General features: G+C 67.7%; 15 protein-coding genes. 2 read left to right on the top strand and 13 right to left on the bottom strand.

Annotated features, from left to right (window positions below; all coding sequences use genetic code 11):
* Window positions 1-57: 57 nt before the first annotated feature.
* Window positions 58-405, top strand: a complete 348-nt coding sequence (locus ACWPOB_RS03335; protein ID WP_455399882.1) for a hypothetical protein — start codon at window positions 58-60, stop codon at window positions 403-405.
* Window positions 406-740: 335 nt separating this feature from the next.
* Here ACWPOB_RS03335 and ACWPOB_RS03330 read toward each other — a convergent pair whose 3' ends face one another.
* The 9 genes from ACWPOB_RS03330 to ACWPOB_RS03290 all read right to left on the bottom strand — a co-directional run bounded on the left by ACWPOB_RS03330 (window position 741) and on the right by ACWPOB_RS03290 (window position 8,772).
* Entirely contained in the window at window positions 741-1,532 is a 792-nt protein-coding gene (locus ACWPOB_RS03330; protein WP_100055329.1) for an enoyl-CoA hydratase/isomerase family protein, read from the bottom strand.
* Window positions 1,533-1,828: 296 nt separating this feature from the next.
* Window positions 1,829-2,722 (bottom strand): DODA-type extradiol aromatic ring-opening family dioxygenase, encoded by an 894-nt coding sequence (locus ACWPOB_RS03325; RefSeq protein ID WP_455399881.1) that lies wholly within the window; start codon window positions 2,720-2,722, stop codon window positions 1,829-1,831.
* A gap of 51 nt (window positions 2,723-2,773) precedes the next feature.
* A complete protein-coding gene (locus tag ACWPOB_RS03320; protein ID WP_455399880.1) occupies window positions 2,774-3,679 on the bottom strand; it encodes a fumarylacetoacetate hydrolase family protein in 906 nt (301 codons plus the stop codon).
* A 26-nt stretch (window positions 3,680-3,705) separates the two neighbouring features.
* Window positions 3,706-4,407: a 4-carboxy-4-hydroxy-2-oxoadipate aldolase/oxaloacetate decarboxylase gene (locus ACWPOB_RS03315; protein ID WP_100055326.1), complete on the bottom strand. Its 702-nt coding sequence runs from the start codon at window positions 4,405-4,407 to the stop codon at window positions 3,706-3,708.
* Entirely contained in the window at window positions 4,407-5,114 is a 708-nt protein-coding gene (locus ACWPOB_RS03310) for a PIG-L deacetylase family protein (RefSeq protein WP_065922151.1), read from the bottom strand. Before ACWPOB_RS03310 ends, ACWPOB_RS03315 begins: the two co-directional genes overlap by 1 nt.
* A gap of 41 nt (window positions 5,115-5,155) precedes the next feature.
* Entirely contained in the window at window positions 5,156-5,506 is a 351-nt protein-coding gene (gene fdxA, locus ACWPOB_RS03305; RefSeq protein ID WP_455399879.1) for a ferredoxin, read from the bottom strand.
* Window positions 5,503-7,167 carry an FAD-dependent oxidoreductase gene (locus ACWPOB_RS03300; protein ID WP_455399878.1) on the bottom strand — a complete coding sequence of 555 codons (1,665 nt, stop codon included), beginning with the start codon at window positions 7,165-7,167 and terminating at the stop codon, window positions 5,503-5,505. Before ACWPOB_RS03300 ends, fdxA begins: the two co-directional genes overlap by 4 nt.
* Window positions 7,164-7,598: a nuclear transport factor 2 family protein gene (locus tag ACWPOB_RS03295; RefSeq protein WP_100055324.1), complete on the bottom strand. Its 435-nt coding sequence runs from the start codon at window positions 7,596-7,598 to the stop codon at window positions 7,164-7,166. Before ACWPOB_RS03295 ends, ACWPOB_RS03300 begins: the two co-directional genes overlap by 4 nt.
* Window positions 7,591-8,772 (bottom strand): Rieske 2Fe-2S domain-containing protein, encoded by a 1,182-nt coding sequence (locus ACWPOB_RS03290; RefSeq protein WP_455399877.1) that lies wholly within the window; start codon window positions 8,770-8,772, stop codon window positions 7,591-7,593. The genes ACWPOB_RS03295 and ACWPOB_RS03290 overlap by 8 nt, the downstream gene beginning before the upstream one ends.
* A gap of 256 nt (window positions 8,773-9,028) precedes the next feature.
* Here ACWPOB_RS03290 and ACWPOB_RS03285 point away from each other — a divergent pair, with 256 nt between their 5' ends.
* On the top strand, window positions 9,029-9,778 hold the full coding sequence (locus tag ACWPOB_RS03285) for an SDR family NAD(P)-dependent oxidoreductase (RefSeq protein WP_455399876.1): 750 nt from the start codon (window positions 9,029-9,031) through the stop codon (window positions 9,776-9,778).
* Between the two features lie 56 nt (window positions 9,779-9,834).
* On the opposite strand, the gene ACWPOB_RS03280 is transcribed toward ACWPOB_RS03285, so the two are convergent.
* The 4 genes from ACWPOB_RS03280 to ACWPOB_RS03265 are packed head-to-tail and all read right to left on the bottom strand — an operon-like array spanning window position 9,835 to window position 13,915.
* Window positions 9,835-10,431: a TetR/AcrR family transcriptional regulator gene (locus ACWPOB_RS03280; RefSeq protein ID WP_455399875.1), complete on the bottom strand. Its 597-nt coding sequence runs from the start codon at window positions 10,429-10,431 to the stop codon at window positions 9,835-9,837.
* Between the two features lie 37 nt (window positions 10,432-10,468).
* The gene (locus ACWPOB_RS03275; RefSeq protein ID WP_455399874.1) at window positions 10,469-11,518 is read right to left on the bottom strand and encodes an LLM class flavin-dependent oxidoreductase; all 1,050 of its coding nucleotides are present in this window, start codon (window positions 11,516-11,518) and stop codon (window positions 10,469-10,471) included.
* Window positions 11,519-11,558: 40 nt separating this feature from the next.
* A complete protein-coding gene (locus ACWPOB_RS03270; RefSeq protein ID WP_065922144.1) occupies window positions 11,559-12,332 on the bottom strand; it encodes an SDR family NAD(P)-dependent oxidoreductase in 774 nt (257 codons plus the stop codon).
* On the bottom strand, window positions 12,329-13,915 hold the full coding sequence (locus ACWPOB_RS03265; RefSeq protein WP_455399873.1) for a class I adenylate-forming enzyme family protein: 1,587 nt from the start codon (window positions 13,913-13,915) through the stop codon (window positions 12,329-12,331). The genes ACWPOB_RS03270 and ACWPOB_RS03265 overlap by 4 nt, the downstream gene beginning before the upstream one ends.
* Window positions 13,916-13,921 lie beyond the last annotated feature (6 nt).

Raw genomic sequence — 13,921 nt, 5'->3', positions numbered from 1 at the left:
ACCGGCCAACAGTACCTGTTGATCCGAGTGATCAGACCGCACAGCGAGATTGCGGATATGCCCGCCGCCGCCGCCCGGGTCAGTGCCGCGACGCAGCCACACCCGAAAGCCAGAACGCGTGGCCGCGGCTGGACGGAACGGATCGTGCAGGTGCGCAGGACCGACTGGTCCATGGGCAACACCCCTCCGGACGAGGCCCGGATCGACCGACTCCGGATAGCCGATGCCCCGGCCGGAGACCGGCTCGACGTAGCGTCGGCCGCTCCGATCGACGTAAAGTCGTCGAATCCGAGCCCACCCGCAGTCACCCGCATCCTCCGGCGTCCGGTCCACTCGGCGCCGGTCACCGCCATCGTGACAATCCTGCGCACCACTTCGCACCTGTCGGCGAACCGGTCACCCTGATCGACGTCGGCAGCGCTGTCCTCCAGCGATCAGGTCCGCTCGCCGAACATCGACAGTCGCAGCCCGAGCACCAGCTCGACGACCGCGGGTACACGACTACCCCACCGCAGTCGAACGCGCCGTACCGTCCGCCACGACGAGGGGCCTGATTCCGGCGATTCAGCCGACGCGGTCGACCCCACCGTTCCCGATGCCCCGCAGTCCGACCGGAAAACCGCGGGAGCATCGGGGGCACGGCCGCCAGCAGCGCCTGGATCAGCATCGAGATCGCACACCGGTCATGCACCGTACCCATTTCCGTGCGACGGGGGCGAACCACGGGAGAGGACGGGAGATCAGTGCCAGGGTGAGTAGTCCGCCGGACGCTTGGCCAGGAAGGCGTCCCGTCCCTCGTCGACGGATTCGGCCGGCACACCCATCGCAATCATGTCCAGGCCATTGACCATCGTGTCGTAGGAGTAATTCCACCACACGTTGCTGCCCGCCTTCGCGATCTGGAGCGACTGCGGATGCAGCGCGAGCAACCGCTCGGCCCACTCGCGGGTCGTCGACTTCAGGTCGGCGTCGTCGACGACCGCGTTGACCCAACCCCATTCGAACGCCTGCTCGGCCGGGACTTTCTCGCTGAAGAAGACGATCTGCTTCGCGCGCTTTTCGCCGATCTGGAGGGGCAGGACATTCGTACCGCCCAGCACGGGACACGCGCCGATCATCGTGCCGGCCTGACCCAGCCGAGCACTGCGCGCCGCGATGGCGAGGTCGGCCGCGATGACCAGCTCGTTACCGCCGCCGACCGCGATCCCGTTGACCATCGCGATCACGGGCTTGCGGCAGGATCGAATGGAGGTCATCGCGCGCAGGGCATACACCCCGGTGTCGACGAGGCCCTTCTTGGTGAACTCCCGCACGTCGCCACCGGCCGAGAAGGCGCGCCCGTTGCCGGTCAGCACCACGACGCCGACGTCGGGGTTCACCGAGACGCCGTCGAGCAGGTCGGCGAGACGGTGGAACTGGGCCGGCCCGAACGCGTTCAACGCATCCGGCCGGTTGAAGGTGATCCACGCGATGCGGTTCTCGATCTCGATCAGGATGTCGTCGTCGGAGCCGTGATATCCGTTCAGTGACATGGGTGAGTCCTTTCTGATGGGACAGTTGACATTCAGGCGGGCGGCGCCCGCGTCGACGTGTGACAGCTGGTGTTGTGCGAGGTGTGCGCTCGTCCCGTCCCAGGGTGCGTGCGACGACGACCTCGGCGAGCAGAGCGTGGAAAGTGTGCGTATGGGTTCTCGGTGCGAATCTCGATGTTCGTCGGCGGCTCGACGACGATCCGGGAACAGTGCCGCACCGGCGACTGGAGTCCGACGTCTTCCTCGGGCGAGGCTGCGAACATGTAGTCCGCCGAAGGATTACGCCGTGGTGCGGATCAGGTCGGCAGGTTCCACTGGGCAAAGCACATGCCGACCCCGTAGCCGGACTGGGTGCGGTACGCCGGCACGTAGTCGATGATGTCGGCGGGGGTCTGCGCGCAGGCGTCGGCAATGATCCAGTCGGTGATCTCCGCCGTGCCGTTGAGGCGCAGTGGCAGGCCGTGCTTGTCGTGGGCGAGTCGGAGCTCGTCGTCCCCGATGCTCCCCCACAGGCCGATGTCGTCCGAGCGCAGCACGGTCAGGACCCGAGCGTCCAGCTCCTCGTCGAGCACGAGGTGGCTCAGCCCACCGGACGCGAGCACCGCGACCCGGGATTGTGCGGGGGCCGCGTCGATCGCCGCGCGCAGTGCCTGACCGAAGGCCACGCACCGCTCCACGCTCGGCACGTTCGGCGGATTCCACACGTTGGTCACCACCGGCAACAATGCGAGCCCGGAATCGACCAGATCGAGAAAGCGCATCGGCCAGGTCACCGCATGTCCGATACCGTACTCGTCGACGGTCTCCGAGGTGTGAGCGATGTCGAAGCCATTGTGGCACAGGTATTTCAGAACTTCGACACCGAGATCTCGAGCGATCGGAACGGAGATCCGAAACTGATCGGGTCCCTCGTCGCGCCGGTTCGCCGCGCTCGCGTCGAGATGCTCGGCGAGATACATCTCGAACACGGGCGCGGACCGCGGACCGAAGTTCTCGCCCTGGTCACTGCCTACGATCAGGAGCACATCCGGCTCCACCGCGAGAACAGCCGCGCGCAGCGTCGCCGTGGCGGCGTCGAAGCGCGCCTCGTGCGCGTCCCAGAGGTCACGCACGTCACCGACGAGGCGGTCCAGCCCCGGGCGCGCGATGTTCGGCTCCAGAGCCGGCCAGTCGGACACCGGAGTGATCAACGCGGGACTGTGAGAGGTACCGAAAACACCGACGAGATTTGCCATGTGAGTTCACACTCCAGCTTCGACGACGCGGTTGCACTGTCGGCCCAGCCCGGTGATCTCACTCTCGAGAACGGACCCGGGTACAAGCCACTGTGGGGGGATACGGGCCAATCCGACCCCGGCCGGGGTCCCGGTACTGATGACGTCCCCGGGCTCGAGCGTCAACGTCCGGCTCAGATCCGCAATCAGGGCCGCGACATCGTGGATCATCAGCTTGGTCGTGGAACGTTGCGTCTCCACGCCGTCGACACAGCACGTGAGCTCGAGATCCTGCGGATCGGCGATCTCGTCGCTCGTCACCAGGAAAGGACCGAACGGCGACGAACCCTCAATGCTCTTGCCCTTCCACCACTGATTCCGGGAAAGCTGGACGTCCCGGGCGCTGACATCGTTGAACACGGCGTAACCGAAGACGTGCCCGAGCGCGTCCGCCGGCCGGATGTTGCGGCCTGCGCGCCCGATCACGACGGCCAGCTCCACCTCCCAGTCGAGCTGCGTGCTCACCGCCGGATCCCAGCTGATGTCGTCGAACGGCCCGCACACGCTGCGCACGTCCTTCGTGAAATACACGGGCGCGTCCGGCACGTCGATCTCTCCCACCGCGCGCACGGACTCCTCGATGTGCTCCCGATAGTTGGCACCGACACAGATCACGTTGCGCGCCAGTCGCCCCATCGGCGCCAGCAGCGTGAGATCACCGACGTCACCGGCGACATAGTCCGAGGACGACTCCGCACACAGCCGACGCAGCCGGTCGATCCCGGCGGAGCCGAGTTCGACCCACCCCGCCACCGTCCGCGGGAGATCGTCACCTCGGGCCTCGACGATCCGGGTCACGTCGAGGACGGAATCATCGACGCCGACGACACCGGCGTGCGCGACCTCCCCGGACAGGAACGAACACAAACGCATGAGTACACCTCTCGGGAGTGATTGTCCTAGTGCGGGCCGGGGATCCGCGTGACGCCGAGCCTGCGCAGCTGCTCGCGCAACTCCGGCGACAACCCGGGCCACCGACCGTCTGCAATATCCTTGAGCAGCAGCGACTCCCGCTCGGCCCGGTCCCGGGCACGGGCCAAGACCTCGTCGGCCGACTCGCGGGGAACCACCACGACACCGTCGTCGTCGGCGACCACCAGGTCCCCCGGCCGCACGGTTGTCCCGCCGGCGACGACCGGGGTGTTGACCCACCCCGGGCCGCCCTTGGTGGTCCCCATCGCCGACACGGTCCTGGTCCACACCGGCAACGGCAGCCGCCGGAGCTCACGGATGTCGCGCACGCCCCCGTCCACCACCAGACCCGCGGCCCCACGGGCCACCAGGATGCTGCCGATGATCTCACCGACCATGCCGGCGGTGGACGGCGCCAGGTTCCCGACGACCAGGACATCCCCCTCCCGGCACAGGTCGAGCGCGGCCAACAACATCAGGTTGTCCCCGGGATGGTTCAGGCACGTCACCGCGGGTCCCGCGACGCGGGAGCCAGCCACAAGCGGCTTGATCGCGGGATCCATGAGCCCGCTGCGCCCCTGTGATTCGTGCACCGTCGCGACGCCGAGCTCGGCGAACTCCGCCGCGTGCGCGCCGACGCGCCGGTCCACACGGTCGACGATCGACGGGCTGACGGGCAAGTTGTCCATCAGAACAACCCTCCCGCGGCGGGCAGGAAACGTTCGAAGGCCTCGGCGTGGGTGACCTTGCGATCGAGCAGCAGCCCGGCCATGATCGCCCGATAACGCGCCCGCTGCTCGTAGACCTCGATCATGAACTGCTGTACCTGCGAGCACTGCATCATCTCGAGCTTCTGCTCGGCGACATCGCTGATATCGATGTAGGTGTCCGGCTGGAAGTCGCAGAACTCAGGAAACTCCGGTTCGTAACCGTGGATCTGCCGAACGACGAACCGCTCCGACTCCGGCAGGCGACCGTGGGCCCGGGCCCAGATCGCGGCGTCCTCGACCACGCGGGCGGTGGCCACGTGATCCGGATTGTTGGGGTCGCGGCGACCGTGCGTGAGCACGACATCCGGACGGAGCTCGCGCAGCAGCCGCACCATCTCCAGGCGCCGCTCGTCATCGATGATCATCGGGTAGTCGCCCCAGTCGTAGGTGCGCAGTTCGACCCCCGCCACCGCCGCGGCCTTCTCCGCCTCGGCCAGCCGCATCGCCCGCACCCGCTCCGCGGACTGGTTCGGCTCCGCCCACGCCGACGCCGACTCGCCCCGCTCGCCCATCGACAGGCAGACGACGGTCACCTCCGCCCCGGCCTGGACGTACTTGAGAATCGTTCCGCCGGTCCGCCACACCCAGTCCAGCCCGTGCGCACTGACAACTGTCACCTTGGTCATGCTGTCTCTCCTTCTGGTGGTCCGCGGCTTCCGCGCCGCGGCTAGGTAAAGGAACCGGCCGGGGGCAGCTCGCGCACATAGCGGCTGTCCACTCCGACCGGCCCGGTGCTTCGCGCGCCGCCCGGCGACCCGATCGGGTTCACCCGGCCCGGCAGCACGGATTGGAAGAACTCGACGGCGTCGGCGACGAACGGTGCGAAGTCCTCGTCCTCGTCGCGATCGGAGGCGATCGCCTCCGCCGGGCAGGCCGGCTCGCAGGCACCGCAGTCCACGCACTCGGCGGGGTGGATGTACAGCTTGCGGGCGCCCTCGTAGATGCTGTCGACCGGACACTCCTGCAGGCAGGACCGGTCCATGACATCGATGCACGCGGCGCCGATGATGAAGGTCATCTCGACACTCCGCGCATCCGGGAGTCGGTCTCCACGGCCCCTCGGGAGGCCAGGTGCCGCCCCGCGCTGTACCCGAACGCCAACGCCGGGCCGATCGTCGCCCCGGCCGCCCAGTAACCGTCGTTGGACGGCGACGCCGCGCAGTTCCCCGCGGCGTAGAGGCCCTCCACCGGGACGCCGTCACCGCCGAGCACCTGGCCGTCGGTAGTCGTACGCGGGCCGCCCTTGGTGTCGAGCGTCCCGAGTCCGATCAGCACCGCGAAGTACGGCCCCCGCCCGCGCAGCGGCGCCATCACCGGATTCGGGCCGCCGCCGGCGCGCGGTTCGCCGGTGAAGAACGCCTCGATCGGTTCACTCCCGCGGCCGTGGTCGGAATCGACGCCCGCGCGCGCCAGCTCGTTGAAACGGGCAACCGTGTCGACCAGGTTCGACCCGAAGTCTGCGCCGAGCCGGGCGCCGCCGGTCACCGCCGCGAGCGAGTGCAGCCGGTCGGCGAGATTCTCGGTCAACTCCTGCCAGCTCTCGCCCGAAACGAGGTGCGACCGCGGCTCGCCGGGCAGCGCCAACGGATAGGCGAACGGCTCCCTCGAGAACAGCTCCTCGGTCCGGCCGTCGAAGACCAGCACGAGCAGCTCCGGCGCGTCGGGCCCGAGGTGCACCTTGGCCCGGTCGCTGTAGAACTGTTTCTCGTTGACGATCCGTCGCCCGTCGAGATCCACGATCAGGGACGAGTCCCCCGGGGCGACCCACATTCCTGCGCGGGTCTCGGTCGCCCCCACCCGGGTGTGCTCGATCGCGACCTGGTCCCACCAGGCGCGGTCCATGTTGTGCAGGGGCACGCCCAGGGCCTCGAACGCCGGGAGCGCATCCCCGGTGTTCGTGCCCGCGGCGCATCCGCCCCACACCCGAGCGGGTAGGTGACGGGCTCGGCGCTCGGCGTCGTGCGTGAAGCCCCCGACGGCGAGCACGACGCCCAGTTCCGCACGGATGGTGCTGTCACGCTCGGCCTCCAGGTCGCGCACCACCGCACCGACCACCCGGCCGTCGTCGATCTCCAGTCCCACGAATGCGTGCCGGGTGGCGACCCGGACACCGCTGCGCGCGGCGGCCGCCGCCAACTGGGCGATGAGTTCGTCGCCGCCCGCCGGGCGTCCGTGTTCGTCGGCGGGACACAACGCCCGCCCGAACACGCCCCCTTGCTCGGGCAGGGTCATGTGGTAGTCGGGAAACCGAAGTGCCGTCTCGATCGTCGACCGCAGTGCCCCGATGCCGTGGAGGAATTCCACCGCCTCGGAGGCGATCCGGTAGTAGCCGGTGAGCTGATCGTATTCCCAGTGGGACAACCCGAGCAGCGCGTCGTCGGCGCGGTAGCGTTCGGGGGCGCTCACCCGTGCCATGTACCTGACCGCGCGGTCCTGGGGATCCTCGATGCCGTGCTCTCGCATGAGGTGGTTGTCGGGAATCCAGTAGACGCCGCCCGATTTCGCGGTGGTTCCGCCGAGCACCTCCGACTTTTCGTACAGCTGCACGGTGGCGCCTTCCTCGGCCGCGGCCAGCGCGGCTGCGAATCCCGCTGCGCCGGAGCCGAACACCACGATGTCGACCGGTGACGCCGCACTGTCGGGGCTGGAGTTTCCGTGAGGACCCGGTATGTATGTCATTTCGACCCTTCCGGTGTGTAGCCCAGCCGATTGTCCAACTCGACGACCCGGCACTCGAAGCGCCACCCTTCGGGGGTGCGAATCAGGGTGTCCGTGTACCGCCCCGTCGCCAGCAGCGTCGGCCGCTCCCGGTTTTCGTACCGCCGGAACATCACGAGATTGCAGCGCTGCTCGCCGAGGTCACCGTCGACGGTGACCTCGGGGTCGAGGGTCATGTGCAGGATCCCCCATCCCCGGGAGGAGCAGAAGTCGCGGAGTTCGTCGTGTCCCGCGTAGGCGACCCCCTCGCCGGCGACCTCGAGGCGGCCGGACGGGATGAAGGTCGACGCCCAACCCTGCGCGTCCGACCTGTCGAAACAGCGGTTGTAGGTTGCTGTGAGGGCGCGGATCGCCTGCCAGTCCGCGAAGCCGGCACGACCGGGGCTAGACATACCGGGCCTCGCCGGCCGCGGCGGTACGCCAGTCTCCGGTGGCCTCGATCGTTATCGCCACGCCGGCGGTGCCGGGCCGGGCGAGCGGGTCCTTCCGACCGAACACTGTCCCGTCCTTTTGGTGTGCTCGAACGGAATCCAGCATCAGACGGCGCGTCTTTACGACCGCGATGTCGCTGGTGCCCAACTTCTCCTTGGAGCGATCGACGATCGGCCCCTGGCTCTCCTGGATCGCGACATCTTCGAGAATGAGATTGGTGAAGCCGGAGAAGTGTCCGTCGGACATGAGCGAGCGGTCCTGCCCCCAGCTGCCCTTGCACCGGACCAGCTCGGTGAAGTCGTCCGGCGCCACCGTCAGGTCCCGGTACCAGAAGTGGGTATCGGTGTCCTCGGTGAGCGGATGGTCGTCGTTCCACCGAATGAACCACTGGCGGGAGTGTTCGTCGTCGATGGGGGTTCCGATGATGGCGACCCGATCTTCGTCGCCGGTCGGGATGTAGGCCATCCAGGGCATCACGAACTCGGTCACCCGCACATGCTGGTCGTCGCCGGAGTGCCGGATCGCGGCGAAGCGGATGCCGTAACCCGTCTCGTCGGATTCGTAGCGTGGTGCGGAGTCTTCCGCCGCCTTGCCCAGGCTGCCGGTACTCTGCCCCAACCAGGCCTGGTGCAGGATCGACACGTGTGAGGAGTCCAGGGTCCCCTCGACTGCCTGCAGCCAGTTGCAGTGCGTCTCGGCGACCAGGGCACGCACGTGGTCGGCCGGTACCTTGTCGAACGGGAACTGGGGGAACGCGGGCGGGTCGTCGTGCACCCCGAGGTACACCCAGACCACGCCGCCGGCCTCCCGGGTGGGGTATTTGCCGATCGTGATCTTGTCGGCCATGTCCGCCAGTCGATCGGCGGGCTCCGACGGCACCTCGACAACGGTGCCCGACACGTCGATCTTCCAGCCGTGATAGATGCACCGCAGAGCACAGTCCTCGTTCCGGGCCAGCGCGAGCGAGGCCCCCCGGTGCGGGCACGACTCGTCCAGGAATCCGACCCTGCCGTCCGTGGCGCGAAAGGCCACGAATTCCTCGCCGAAGAGTCGGACCTGCACGGGAGCGCCGTCTGCGATCAACCGCTGGGAGCGGACTGCGGGTGTCCAGTATTCGCGGAGGTACGCCCCCATCGGCGCTTCCCCGTCTACCCGGGTCAGGAGTTCATTGTCTTCATGCGACAGCATGCGGATCCTCCATCATTGTCGACGCCACGCCGTGACGGACTGGATTGACCTCTAGGCCAATAGATTTCAGGTATCGAGAGCCTCGCCTCCGAGGCACCGGCTGTTATCCTGTCGAATGGAAGGGTAACGCCGATTGCCGCTCGGAACAAGACGTAGATCACATTCCGATCGGATTGAGGCTTGGCTCACACAGGAGGATGACATGCAGATCGCCGGAGCAGTTGCCGTGGTCACCGGTGCCGCGGCGGGACTAGGAGAGGCCACCGCGCAGATGCTCGCCCAACGCGGCGCCCGGATCGCCGCGCTGGACCTGTCCGCCCCACCCGGCACCCCGAGCGAAACCTGGCTACCCCTCGCAGCGAACGTGATCTCCCCCGACGAGGTCGACGCCGCATTCGACACCACGGTTCGCACCTTCGGCCGGGTCGACATCGTCGTGCATTGCGCGGGCGTCGCCGGAGGATTCCGACTCATCGGCAAGCAAGGACCGGTCGCCCCCGAGCGGTTCAACCATGTGATCGACGTCAACCTGCGGGGAACGTTTCACGTCCTGCGCGCCGCCGCCTGGCACATGAGCAAGAACCAGCGGGCCGACACGGAAAACGGCGTTATCGTCACCACCGCGAGCATCGCCGCGTTCGAAGGTCAGCAGGGCCAGCTGGCGTACTCGGCATCCAAAGCCGGCGTCATAGGAATGGCCCTCCCCGCCGCCCGCGAACTCGCCCAGCACGGAATCCGCTGCGCCACAATTGCCCCCGGCGCATTCGAGACCACACTGACAACGGACCTGCCAACCGATCTGCAGGACCAGCTGACGGCCGCGGTCGCCCACCCGCGGCGCCTGGGCCGCCCGGACGAGTTCGCCGACCTGGCCTGTGCGGTGGTCACCAACGAGATGCTCAACGGCGAGGTCATCCGACTCGATGCGGGCGCCCGCCTCGCGCAGCGCTGACCGCCAGAACACGCCACGGGCGCAGGCGGTCGGCTACCGCCCGTGCCCGTGGCGCGTCAGCCCTTCGCGCGCAGGCCGTCGAAGGCCATATCGATGATCTCGTCCACAAGCGGCCGCAACGGTCCGTGCTCGTCCTCGTTGTACCAGAATGCACACCAGCTCATGCTGCCCATGAGCCCGTTCACGGTGAGCACGGGATCGATCTTCCGGAAGATTCGGTTACGCGAACACTGCGCGACAGCGTCCTCGAAGACGCGCTGGTACTCGCGCACCACAGACGGCTGGTGGCGTCCACCCGGCGACGAGGACGAGGTCCACAGCTGCATGAAGCCGACCAGCACCGGCGAGGAGACCCGCAGGGTGCAGTGCTCGGCATGGAAGTAGAGCAGTTCACGCAGCCGCTGGTCGGGTGTCAGGTCGGTGCGCTCCCCGATGATGCGCAGCTCCCGCTCCGCCACCTCGGTGAATCTGGCCTGGATCAGCTCGACCAGCTCCTCCTTGGAGGAGAAGTAGGTGTTCAGGCTGCCCTTCTTGATACCGACCGCATCGGCGATGTCCTGCAGGCTCGTCCCGTCGATGCCCTTCTGGCGGATCAGCTCAATGGCAGCGTCGAGGACCTCGGCATGCCGCTCGGCGGAGCGCTTGGGTGGCACGGGCTTTCCTCCAGTAGGTGCGGCGCGTGCCCCGCAATCACCCCGGCTGCGGCCCACCGCCGGCCGAGGTGCGCAGGGCGGGAACCACCACCCTACCGAACGTACCGATCGCGTCCAGCACCGCATCCTGCGGCATGTAGGGATGATAGAGCCGGAAACAGAGATGAGAATCGCTGCGCGCCGCGAAGCGCTGCTCGTACGGCCGCAACGTCGCAGTGACTTCGCCGGGTGTGCCGATCAGGTTGTACTGCCGCACAACGTCCTCCGAGGTCAGCATCGTCTCCACCTCGACCGCATTGCCGGCTTCCTCCGCGGCCCACCGAGCATGCACGTCCATCGTGTAGGTCATACCGCGCCCGGTGAGCTTCCAACCGAGTTCGGGGTCGTCCGCGATGAAGCCGGACCTCAGCTGGCCGAACGAGAAACCCGCTCGCCGGTGCTCAGGCACAGACTCGAGAACCTGGGAGAAGGTCGCCATGGCGGGGTCGAACGGGGTACAGACCCCGAAGAATCCGTCCCCCAGGCGGCCGGCCCGATCCAGTGCCCGCGGCCCCGTGCCGCCGAGCCAGATCGGCGGGCCGCCGGGCGTGAAGGGCTCGGGCCTGACGATCGCGCTGTCGATCCGGTGCACCCGCCCCTCGAACCCGAATCGGCCCCCCTGCCACGCCCGCCGGAGGATCTCGACGGTCTCCTCCAGTGCCCGTCCGCGGGTCGCCATGTTCACCCCGAAAGACCGGAACTCGCTACGCCGCCACCCAGTTCCCATCCCAAGGATGAAACGGCCCCCCGACATCTGGTCGAGGACCGCAACGTCCTCCGCCAGCCGAAGCGGATTGTGGAAAGGTGCCAGCAGCACCGCCGTCCCCACCACCAACCGGGTCGTCGCACCGAGGATCGCCGCCGCGATCGGCAACAACGAGGGAAGATACCCGTCCCTCGCCCCGTGGTGTTCGCTCAACCAGATCGAGTCCAGGCCCGCCTCTTCGGCCAGGGTCGCCTGCTCGATGATCCGGGCGTACTCGTCGTGGAACCCGAGGTCCTCGCCCGGGGGTACCTGCCCGGTGTACAAGCCGATTCCGTACTGCACTTGTTCTTTCCTCCGTGTTTCGAATCCGATACCACCGGTGCTATTTCGACGGCGGAAGCGTGAGCCACCCACCGCCGTGCACCACGACCTCCGCACCACTGACATAGGAGGCGTCCTGAGAGCACAGGAAAGCGACGACGGCCGCCACCTCCTCGGGCTCACCCCCGCGCCGCGCGGCGATCGCCGCGATATTGGCTTCGAGCACCGCCGGATCGACGTCGGTGACAATGTCGGTAAGGATCGTTCCCGGCAGCACCGCGTTGGCGGTGATATTGCGTCGAGAGACCTCGAGCGCCAGGCTCTTCGACATCGCCAGCAACGCCCCCTTCGAAGCGCCGTACCCGGTGTCGCCGGGCCCACCGGTGGCACCCAGAACCGAGCTGACGAACACCACGCGTCCCCAGCCCGCGTCGTACATGTGCGGCAGCGCGGCGCGGGTCACCGACCAGGCCCCACGGACATTGATGTCGAGCATCTGGTCGAATTCGTCACGCGTCTGACGGATCATCGCCCGGGACCGCTGAACCCCGGCATTGTTGACCACCACCAGCGGTGGCCCGAGCCGACGCACCGTCTCACCCACGAGCTCCTCGCCCGCGCCCTCCGCCCCTACGTCCGCCCGAATCGCCACGGCCCGCCCGCCGTCGGCACGGATCTGCTTCACAACCGACTCCGCCTCATGGCCGGACCGCGCGAAGTTCACCGCGACTGCGTACCCCTGCGCCGCAAGACGCAAAGCACAGGCCGCTCCGATTCCGCGGGAGGCACCGGTCACGAGCGCGACCCTGTTCTCCCCACCATCCGATGTGATCATGACACGTCCCTTCCATGCGCCGTCCAATGCGGACGCCGCAATGCCAATTTGTCGATCTTTCCAGGCCCGGTGCGCGGAAGCTGAGTATGGAACTCGTACGAGCGCGGGATCTTGTAGCCGGCTATCAGTGCGCGACAATGCCGATCGAGATCCGCCTCGGTCGTCGCCGCTCCCGGCCGGATCACGACGGCGGCGTGGACCTGCTCGCCCCACTGAGATGACGGAACCGCGATCACCGCGGCTTCGACCAGGTCCGGATGCTGAGCAAGTACGGCTTCTACCTCTGCGGCATAGACGTTCTCACCACCGCTGATGATCGCATCACCGGCCCGACCGACGATGTAGAGGTAGAAATCCTCATCGCGATAGGCCAGGTCCCCCGTCCAGTACCAGCCGTCGCGGAACCGCTCCCGGGTCACCTCCGGCTGCCGCCAGTACCCGACCGCGAAGTTCGGTCCCCGACCGACGATCTCGCCGGTCTCGCCGACCTCACAGTCCGTTCCGTCCGGCCGCACCACCCGCACCTCGACCCCGACCACCGGACGCCCGGCGGAATTCAGGATCCGGCTGCCGAGCAGCAGGCCCTCGTCGGGGAGGAAGCTCAGGATCGGCCCGGCCTCGGTCATGCCATACGACTGCGTGAAGGAGCATCCCAGCCGTTCCATCGCCCTGTTCAGCAGCATCGGCGCGATGGGCGCACCGCCGTGCACCACGACACGCAGGGACGACAGGTCCGGATCTCGGTCTGTCCCGTCCAGGTACTCGAGAAGCAGCGTGAGCATCGTCGGCACCAGGAAGGTACAGGTCACCCCCTCCGTCTCGATCGCATCGACCACGGCCGCGGGCTCGAAACGCGGAATTACCACGTGTCGTCCGCCCACCCAGGTCATCGGATAGGTCGACATCCCGTCGCCGAGATGGAACATCGGTGAACAGTGCAGATAGACGTCATCGGAGCGATAGCCGAGTCCCACGATCATGTGCAGCGCGTTCGCGGTGAGATTCCCGTGGGTAAGCATCGCTCCCTTCGCCCGTCCCGTCGTACCTCCGGTGTAGAAGATTGCCGCGAGATCCTGGGCACCGACCTCGCTCCCACCGTCCGAGGCGGCGCACTCGATCGGTTCGCCGAGCAACCGTCCGAAGTCCACGACGGTGGCATCGGTCGATACCGACAGCGACTCGGCGCGGGCGAGATGAGCCTCGTCCGCCACCACGATCACCGGCTCGCAGTCATTGATGATCGCAATCATCTCGGCGTCGGCGAGACGCGCATTCAGCGGGACCAGCACGTAACCCGCAGCCGGTACCCCGAAGTAGGCGGCGAGATACTCGGCACTGTTGGCTCCGAGGATGCCGATCCGGTCGCCCCGAACGGCCCCGCGCCCCGCCAAACCCGCGGCCAGCCGCTCGCACCAGGACCACAACTGCGCATAGCTCAGTCGCGTCGGCCCATCGACTATCGCAATCGAGTCGCCATGCAGTCGAGCGGCCCGGCGCAGCGGCCAGATCAGGTTGGTCGGCGCGGTCGCATCACCGCCTGTACCGGACGCACCGGTCAGCGACCACGTCGTCTTCGGGGACACGGTGAG

The organism is Rhodococcus sp. 2H158 (assembly GCF_053764755.1).
The sequence above is the reverse complement of the archived record's forward strand: the minus strand, read 5'-3'. Positions and strand labels throughout refer to the sequence as shown.

Bases quoted from the DNA above. Each gene is read 5' to 3' on its own strand.
- ACWPOB_RS03330 (WP_100055329.1), bottom strand. From the start codon at position 1,532: ATGTCACTGAACGGATATCACGGCTCCGACGACGACATCCTGATCGAG.
- ACWPOB_RS03290 (WP_455399877.1), bottom strand. From the start codon at position 8,772: ATGGGGGCGTACCTCCGCGAATACTGGACACCCGCAGTCCGCTCCCAG.
- fdxA (WP_455399879.1), bottom strand. From the start codon at position 5,506: ATGACCTTCATCATCGGCGCCGCGTGCATCGATGTCATGGACCGGTCC.
- ACWPOB_RS03295 (WP_100055324.1), bottom strand. From the start codon at position 7,598: ATGTCTAGCCCCGGTCGTGCCGGCTTCGCGGACTGGCAGGCGATCCGC.
- ACWPOB_RS03310 (WP_065922151.1), bottom strand. From the start codon at position 5,114: ATGACCAAGGTGACAGTTGTCAGTGCGCACGGGCTGGACTGGGTGTGG.
- ACWPOB_RS03315 (WP_100055326.1), bottom strand. From the start codon at position 4,407: ATGGACAACTTGCCCGTCAGCCCGTCGATCGTCGACCGTGTGGACCGG.
- ACWPOB_RS03335 (WP_455399882.1), top strand. From the start codon at position 58: ATGCCCGCCGCCGCCGCCCGGGTCAGTGCCGCGACGCAGCCACACCCG.
- ACWPOB_RS03320 (WP_455399880.1), bottom strand. From the start codon at position 3,679: ATGCGTTTGTGTTCGTTCCTGTCCGGGGAGGTCGCGCACGCCGGTGTC.
- ACWPOB_RS03300 (WP_455399878.1), bottom strand. From the start codon at position 7,167: ATGACATACATACCGGGTCCTCACGGAAACTCCAGCCCCGACAGTGCG.
- ACWPOB_RS03270 (WP_065922144.1), bottom strand. From the start codon at position 12,332: ATGATCACATCGGATGGTGGGGAGAACAGGGTCGCGCTCGTGACCGGT.
- ACWPOB_RS03285 (WP_455399876.1), top strand. From the start codon at position 9,029: ATGCAGATCGCCGGAGCAGTTGCCGTGGTCACCGGTGCCGCGGCGGGA.